At 37.5% G+C, this 5,057-nt stretch carries 5 protein-coding genes, 2 tRNA genes and 1 rRNA gene; all 8 read right to left on the minus strand.

Annotated elements, in window-relative coordinates:
• Window positions 1-776: 776 nt before the first annotated feature.
• The 8 genes from tsaD to rrf all read right to left on the minus strand — a co-directional run bounded on the left by tsaD (window position 777) and on the right by rrf (window position 5,055).
• Window positions 777-1,799, minus strand: coding sequence for a tRNA (adenosine(37)-N6)-threonylcarbamoyltransferase complex transferase subunit TsaD (gene tsaD, locus ACSVDA_RS23165; protein WP_485886552.1), 1,023 nt, complete (start codon window positions 1,797-1,799; stop codon window positions 777-779).
• A complete protein-coding gene (gene rimI / locus ACSVDA_RS23170; RefSeq protein ID WP_485886554.1) occupies window positions 1,799-2,248 on the minus strand; it encodes a ribosomal protein S18-alanine N-acetyltransferase in 450 nt (149 codons plus the stop codon). The genes tsaD and rimI overlap by 1 nt, the downstream gene beginning before the upstream one ends.
• On the minus strand, window positions 2,226-2,954 hold the full coding sequence (gene tsaB / locus ACSVDA_RS23175; protein ID WP_485886556.1) for a tRNA (adenosine(37)-N6)-threonylcarbamoyltransferase complex dimerization subunit type 1 TsaB: 729 nt from the start codon (window positions 2,952-2,954) through the stop codon (window positions 2,226-2,228). Before tsaB ends, rimI begins: the two co-directional genes overlap by 23 nt.
• Window positions 2,951-3,409: a tRNA (adenosine(37)-N6)-threonylcarbamoyltransferase complex ATPase subunit type 1 TsaE gene (tsaE, locus tag ACSVDA_RS23180; RefSeq protein WP_485886558.1), complete on the minus strand. Its 459-nt coding sequence runs from the start codon at window positions 3,407-3,409 to the stop codon at window positions 2,951-2,953. Before tsaE ends, tsaB begins: the two co-directional genes overlap by 4 nt.
• A gap of 12 nt (window positions 3,410-3,421) precedes the next feature.
• Window positions 3,422-4,405, minus strand: coding sequence for a thiamine-phosphate kinase (thiL, locus tag ACSVDA_RS23185; protein WP_485886560.1), 984 nt, complete (start codon window positions 4,403-4,405; stop codon window positions 3,422-3,424).
• Window positions 4,406-4,755: 350 nt separating this feature from the next.
• Window positions 4,756-4,831: transfer RNA gene (locus ACSVDA_RS23190), tRNA-Asp, on the minus strand.
• Window positions 4,832-4,843: 12 nt separating this feature from the next.
• Window positions 4,844-4,920, minus strand: a tRNA-Met gene (locus tag ACSVDA_RS23195).
• A 19-nt stretch (window positions 4,921-4,939) separates the two neighbouring features.
• Window positions 4,940-5,055: ribosomal RNA gene (rrf, locus tag ACSVDA_RS23200) — 5S ribosomal RNA — on the minus strand.
• Between the last annotated feature and the right edge of the window lie 2 nt (window positions 5,056-5,057).

Below are 5,057 nucleotides of genomic sequence, written 5' to 3' on the forward strand. Positions count from 1 at the left end.
GCACTGGAACCATTTTCTGTAAAGGTGCTTTTTACCTTTATGGAAAATGGTGAAGGGACTCGAGGGGATAGGCGCTGGAGCTGGACATGAAGAAAAGTGGAGACGACTGTTTTGCCTCGACAAACGTTGGAACTACAATCCTAGAAGGTGCTTTTTACCTTTTAGGATTGTTGTGAAACGACCTCGAGAGGTTAGGAGACGGAACTGGACATGAAGAAAAGCGCAAACGCCTTGTTCATCCCCGACCAGCACTGGAACCATTTTCTGTAAAGGTGCTTTTTACCTTTATGGAAAATGGTGAAGGGACTCGAGGGGATAGGCGCTGGAGCTGGACATGAAGAAAAGTGGAGACGACTGTTTTGCCTCGACAAACGTTGGAACTACAATCCTAGAAGGTGCTTTTTACCTTTTAGGATTGTTGTGAAACGACCTCGAGAGGTTAAAAAGCTCAAGCGCCTCTTTCATCCCCAATAGGCACTACAATCATTGCAAAAAAGATGTTCCTTACACTTCATGTGGATTGTAGTTGACTCTTCCACATAGTTATCCACAAATAATTCATTGTAATGTATGTTATACACTGACTTTTACACATTATCCACAGTTTTTATCAAAGTTATCCACTTATTCACTTTCTTCAAAAGTGCTTTTAAACTAGCTTTTATGACTAATTTTCCACAATAGTATTTTTTCTGTGGATAAAATTGTGGAAAAAGACCATATCCTTAGGAAGAATCACGGTCTTTTATAACACTGTTATGTTATTATTCATTTTACTATTGCTCAATATCAAGGCCAGGGTTCCCATTTAAAGCCATGTCCGAACGCTTTCCTTGTTTATATAAAACACTACCTGCTGCTGCAATCATTGCCGCATTATCTGTACATAGAGATAGCGGAGGAATAATTAATTCTACATCATCCGTTGACGAAAATTTTTCTTTAAGAGCAGCTCTTAATCCTTGATTCGCAGCTACACCACCAGCTAATAATACTTGTTGGACATTATACTTATCAACAGCTAACATCGTTTTTGTGACTAATACATCTATTACGCTTGCTTGAAAGCTTGCCGCGATATCTTTAGTTTCCAAATCCTCACCACGTTGCTTCGCATTATGTAACGTATTTATCACTGCAGATTTCAATCCACTAAAACTAAAATCAAAAGACCCTTCTTCAAGCCAAGCTCGAGGAAGCTTAATCGTGGCTTCTCCTTCATGAGCTAGTCGGTCAATGTGAGGACCACCTGGATATGGTAATCCCAATGTTCTTGCAACTTTATCATAAGCTTCACCTACAGCATCATCACGTGTCTCTCCAATTACTTTAAATGATCCGTGTTTTTCCATATATACTAATTCTGTATGCCCACCTGAAACAACCAATGATATAAGTGGAAATTTCATTTCAGATACTAGTTGATTTGCATAAATATGTCCAGCTATATGGTGAACCCCAATGATAGGAATGTTGTGCGCAAGAGCAATAGCTTTCGCAGCATTGACACCAACTAACAAGGCTCCGACTAATCCTGGTCCTTCAGTAACAGCAATTGCATCGATCTCGTTATATGATATTTGCGCCTGCCTTAGCGCTTCTTCAAGCACAATGGTAATTTGCTCTACATGATGTCTAGAGGCTATTTCTGGAACAACTCCTCCAAAACGCTGATGACTTTCTATTTGGGATGCTACAACATTCGCTAAAATTTCACACCCATTTTTTATAATTGCTACCGCAGTTTCATCGCAGCTTGTTTCGATTGCTAAAATAATTTGATTTTGTATTTGTTCCATTATATATTCACCCACATTATTAATGCATCCTCTTGGTTATCTGTATAGTAATTCTTCCTAATTCCCCCATCATTAAATCCTAATTTGCGATAGAGCGATTGGGCAATTATATTTGATACCCGTACCTCTAATGTCATCGTCTTTGCTCCAAGTGCCTTTGCAAAATCCATCAGCTGCTTTAGCATGGCTTCCCCTAGTTTCCTGCCACGATATTCTGGTAACAAAGCTACATTCGTAATATGAGCTTCGTCTACTATAATCCATGCTCCACAATATCCAATAACTAGCCCGTCTTCTTCCGCTACGATATAATGGGCGTATTTGTTATTATTAATTTCACTTAAAAAGATGTCCTTACTCCAAGGGGTAGCAAAGGATGCCTCCTCCACCTTCAGTACATCTTCAATATCCTCAACATTCATTAACCTAAACAATGTTGTTGTTTCCATTTGCAGCTCCACTTTCTTTTTTCTGTGCTTCTAACCATTTCGCTTCTGCCTCAGCAAGGCGAATATAATTCGGTGAAAACTGGTGAATATCCTCATTTTCCCTATGCATTCCTAGCAATGCTAATTCAGCTGGTCTTGGATTGTTTAAACTCTCAGGTGCAAACACTGCTTTATCCTTAAGCTCACTAATCATTACTTCTTTATGTAAATCAACGTCATTACCTAACAATAATATTGGTTTATCGAGTGATGATAATGACTTAGCCCAGTCAGATGAGAGAACATTTTGATCTTGTTTCACTTGCTGCAATCCATCAGCTTCATATGAATACAATCCCGTATAAATTTGTCCCCGCCTGGCATCGAATAGCGGTGAAATATATCCAGGAAAAAAATGCCCATTTGCTGCGAGTACTTCGAGGCTTGATACGCCTGAAAGTGGGATTTGTAATGACCATGCTAGTGTTTTTGCAATTGTAACGCCGATTCTTACACCAGTATAAGAACCTGGTCCTTTTGCAACAACTATTTTCGATAGTTCCTTTGTTGAAATATTACAGTCCTGCAATAATGATTCAATAGCAGGCATTACACGAATCGAATGATTCTTTTTTACATTTGTAATTATTTCTCCAATAACCTTACTTTCGTCAACAAGAGCAATACCCATCACATCATTTGAAGAATCAATTGCTAACACTGTCATTTGCTTAATATCTCCTTACATACTTGTTCATAACGTACGCCAATAGGTTCTAGCATAAGCTTTCGTTTAGATACACTCATATGATTAATTTTCACTACTAGCCGTTCTACTGGTAACTGATCAGCAATTAAATGAGCCCACTCTACAACTGTGATTCCATCTCCTTCGAAATATTCTTGAAATCCAAGATCTTCATACCCATTTTCTAGTCTATATACGTCCATATGATAAAGAGGTACTTTACCTTGATACTCCTTAATAATTGTGAAAGTAGGACTATTTACATTTCTTGTAATCCCTAGTCCTTTCGCTAAACCTTTAGTAAATGTTGTTTTGCCTGCACCTAAATCACCTTCTAGTACAATCACATCACCCTGGTGCAAATAATTAGCTAGCTCGTATGCAATTTTCATTGTTTGTTCAGCAGAATCAGTTATAATTTCATAAGTTTTCATCTTCTTCACCTATCAATTGTTAAAATGGTTATATCCCTTTTTTTGTACCGGTTTAACTTTCCCTTCATTTGTTTGTAGTAAAACTTCTGAAGTTCCAGATTTCACTTGTCCAATCGCTGTTACCTTATAATTTTGTTTAACACATTCTTTCTCAAAATGGTTCCAATCACTCTGCGGCAATGTACCTATGAGTTCGTAATCCTCTCCCCCATAGAGAGCTTTGATTATAGCTTCCTCACTACAAACATCACGTATTTGTTTACTTAAAGGAATAAGACCTTCTTCAAGATATATTGAAACATTGCTAGCTTCAGCAATTTCATTTGCTTCACTAGCTAATCCATCACTAATATCATTCAACGCTACCCTATTATAACATGCCAGCAAACGGCCAACCTCCACTCGAGGATAAGGCATTTGATGTTTGTTTACTAAATCTTTTTCAGTTAATTCATAAGAATATTTAATCCCCTTATTTAATAACAACTGTAACCCTGCAGAAGAATCACCTAACGTCCCTGTAACAAACACGATATCACCATCCTTAGCATTACTTCGAAAAAGTTTTTTTCCTTTTTCAACTTCACCAATGACGGTTACCGATATAACTAGTGGACCATTAGTAGATACAGTATCTCCACCAATCATATCCATATCATAATTTCTAGCTAGATCATTCATTCCTGCATATATGACAAGAATATCTTCTTCCTTCCAATGTTTAGGTATAGCAATGGATATTAAATAATAGAGAGGTATCCCCCCCATTGCTGCTACGTCACTTATATTAGCTGCTAAAGCTTTAAAGCCAATATGATAGGGCTTCATGGTACTTCGCTTAAAATGGACTTCTTCTACCATCGTATCAATACATATTATTTGATCAAACTTATCCTTAGATGATACTAATGCTGCATCATCTCCAATACCCATTATTAAAGATGATTGGTTTACAACCTGTGGTTTAATTTTGTTTATTAATGAAAATTCATCAATCACACTCATAAAATACCACTCCATCACGTTTATATAGTAAATTCATTTTAATAAAGATTATTTGATCATCAAAATTGTCTTTAAGCCTTTTATTGTTGAAATACCACGAAATCTAGTCATACTGATTTAATTCTTAATAAGAAAAGACAACTATATTTCTTTATAAACATTATTTCTTTTTTATTACTAAATTAGAACAGTTAGTTGAGGTTTTTAGGTTTTTAGGATTTTATCACTATATAGCTACATACATTAGTTCTAAAAATATTTAAAGATGAACTACACTGTTATTGTCAAGTTTACAAATACAAAAAAACGAAACATCTAGTTTCGTTTGAGTCAGTTATATATGGCGGTCCCGACGGGAATCGAACCCGCGATCTCCTGCGTGACAGGCAGGCATGTTAACCGCTACACCACGGGACCATATATTTTCTTTGGTTGCGGGGACAGGATTTGAACCTGCGACCTTCGGGTTATGAGCCCGACGAGCTACCAGACTGCTCCACCCCGCGGTAATAAGAATATTATTATGCCTGGCAACGTCCTACTCTCACAGGGGGAAACCCCCAACTACCATCGGCGCTGAAGAGCTTAACTTCCGTGTTCGGTATGGGAACGGGTGTGACCTCTTCGCTATCGCCACCAGACA

It is taken from the genome of Cytobacillus sp. Hm23, from assembly GCF_051842895.1.
GTDB lineage: Bacteria > Bacillota > Bacilli > Bacillales > SM2101 > Nanhaiella.

What these genes read in the sequence shown, in the direction of transcription:
- tsaD (WP_485886552.1), bottom strand. Translation starts at nt 1,799, where the DNA reads ATGGAACAAATACAAAATCAAATTATTTTAGCAATCGAAACAAGCTGC.
- rimI (WP_485886554.1), bottom strand. Translation starts at nt 2,248, where the DNA reads ATGGAAACAACAACATTGTTTAGGTTAATGAATGTTGAGGATATTGAA.
- tsaB (WP_485886556.1), bottom strand. Translation starts at nt 2,954, where the DNA reads ATGACAGTGTTAGCAATTGATTCTTCAAATGATGTGATGGGTATTGCT.
- tsaE (WP_485886558.1), bottom strand. Translation starts at nt 3,409, where the DNA reads ATGAAAACTTATGAAATTATAACTGATTCTGCTGAACAAACAATGAAA.